This is a genomic window from Brevundimonas sp. UBA7838, from assembly GCF_002500885.1.
Lineage (GTDB): Bacteria > Pseudomonadota > Alphaproteobacteria > Caulobacterales > Caulobacteraceae > Brevundimonas > Brevundimonas vesicularis_C.
Window position 1 is genome coordinate 515 of the sequence record NZ_DLTK01000111.1, and the last position, 2,155, is coordinate 2,669.

At 69.0% G+C, this 2,155-nt stretch carries 3 protein-coding genes; 1 reads left to right on the forward strand and 2 read right to left on the reverse strand.

The window, feature by feature from the left end; translation table 11 throughout:
* Both B3T77_RS10455 and B3T77_RS10460 read right to left on the reverse strand, forming a co-directional pair.
* On the reverse strand, window positions 1-903 hold a 903-nt coding region (locus tag B3T77_RS10455), incomplete at its 3' end, for a DEAD/DEAH box helicase (protein ID WP_292079407.1).
* 297 nt (window positions 904-1,200) lie between these two features.
* Complete coding sequence (locus B3T77_RS10460; RefSeq protein ID WP_292079403.1) at window positions 1,201-1,764, reverse strand: hypothetical protein; 564 nt, start codon at window positions 1,762-1,764, stop codon at window positions 1,201-1,203.
* Between the two features lie 164 nt (window positions 1,765-1,928).
* Here B3T77_RS10460 and B3T77_RS10465 point away from each other — a divergent pair.
* On the forward strand, window positions 1,929-2,155 hold a 227-nt coding region (locus B3T77_RS10465), incomplete at its 3' end, for a hypothetical protein (RefSeq protein WP_292079405.1).

The following is a 2,155-nucleotide window of genomic DNA, read 5'->3' on the forward strand; positions in this document are numbered from 1 at the left end:
GCGCGCGGCGATGTCGGTGGCGACCAGGACGCGCAGCTTGCCGGCCTTGAAGGCTGCCAGGGTGCGTTCACGCTGAGGCTGGGACTTGTTGCCGTGGATGGCCCCGGCCTCGACGCCGCCGGCTTCCAGATAGGCCGCGACCTTGTCGGCGCCGTGCTTGGTCTTGGTGAAGACCAGGCAGCGCGTGTACTCGGGATCCGAGAACATCTCGGTCAGCAGGGCGCGTTTGCGGCCCTGTTCGATATAGACGACCGACTGGCTGATACGCTGCACCGTGGTCGACTGCGGCGTGACCTGGACCTTGACCGGGTCCTTCAGCAGTTCGCCCGCCAGCTTGCCGATCTCGCCGGGCATGGTCGCCGAGAAGAACAGGTTCTGGCGTTTGGCCGGGATCTTCGAGACGATCTGGCGGATCGGCTTGATGAAGCCCAGGTCCAGCATCTGGTCGGCCTCGTCCAGCACGAAGATCTCGGTCGAGGACAGGTCCAGGTTCTTCTGCTGGATGTGGTCCAGCAGGCGGCCGGGCGCGGCGACCAGGATGTCCAGACCCTGTTGCAGGGCCCGCTCCTGACCGCCGTATTTCACGCCGCCGAAGATCACCGCGACGCGGAAGCCCAGGTGCGCGCCATAGGCCTTGAAGCTGTCGCCGATCTGGGTGGCCAACTCACGCGTGGGGCTCAGGACCAGCACGCGCGTCGTGCGGGGCTTGGGGGCGATGCGGTTTTCGGCCAGGCGATGCAGGATCGGCAGGGCGAAGGCGGCGGTCTTGCCGGTGCCGGTCTGGGCGATGCCCAACAGGTCCTTGCCGGCCATGACATCGGGGATGGCCTTTTCCTGGATCGGCGTCGGCTTGGTGTAGCCGGTCGAGGCCAGGGCCTGCAGCAGGGCCTTGTTCAGGCCCATGGATTCGAATGTGGTGCTCACAGCAGTCTATCTTTCGCGTAGCGGCAGGGCGCTATCAGCCATGGCATGACGCCGTCGGGCCGCGCACCGCCAGTCCCGACGGGGCCTCGGGGAGGAGGCCTGCGGGGTGGATCGGGCGCCGCCCCGCGTGTCCGGGCAGCGAATGGATATGAGGGGCCGGCGGCTTCTACAGACAGGTCCGAGGGGGACCCACACGCGCTGGAGACGCCGGAGATCGCGAGTGTGCGACGCCGCGCAAATGGGCGCTTATCGCCGATAAGTCAACTGCGGCGCCCATCAGGGCGCGTATCGCGTCGCCGCCTCGGGCAGTCCGTCGGGCAGGCCGATGGCCGCGCGCCAGTCCTCGGGATGCAGCCGCGCCATCTCCAGATCCAGCCACGCCAGCGGCTTCAGCGCCCCGTCCGCGTCCCAGAACCGCTCGGCCCACGGCTGGCCCGTCTCGATCGCCCGCGCCCGGTCCCGCGCCGTCGCCTCGGGCCCCAGATGCGTCGCGCGCCAGTGATACAGCCACGGAATATGCCAGTGCGGCGCCCGGCTCAGCCGCTCGTCCGTCATCGCCGCCGCCAGACATTCCGCCAGCGCCCGCGCGTCCTCCAGCTGGGCGTTGAAGGCGTCGCGCCGCGCCTGGATATGCCGGTTCCAGCCCTCGGCCGGCTCGATCGGCGCCAGCGTCGGCTCGGGCCGTTTCCAGCCTTCCGCCTCGCGCCGCTTCCACAGGGCGGGCACCCCGACGTCATAGCGGGCGGCGACGGACCGCGCGATCTCGCCGTCCTCCCACGCCTTCCTGACCTCGGCCCAGACGGCGTCCGGCCGGATCTTGCGATGTATGCCTTGGCTCATGGGACAGGGGTGTCGCACGCCCCTGCGTCATCATCGGTCGCACCCGCGCCTCATGCACAGCTGGCGCGTGACCCCTGACATCTCGCGATGTGGAAAATCAGGTCTCTAGCCTCGAAAATCGCCCTTCTTCCGGCCTGGGGTAGCGCCGGCCCCATAATGCCCACATGGAAAAACGCAGATACAAGATCAAACCGCCCGAGGTCTGGACCCAGGTCCGAAAGGATTATCTGTCCGGCCTCGACGCCAAGACCGTCGCCGCCCGCCACGACGTGACCGAGGCCTCCATTCGCGCCCGCGCGACGAAAGAGGGCTGGTCCCGCCATCCGCGCAGCGAGGCCGCGACGCCTGCGCCCCAGCCCCGGTCGCCCCAGGCCGCCGCCGACCTGTCGCC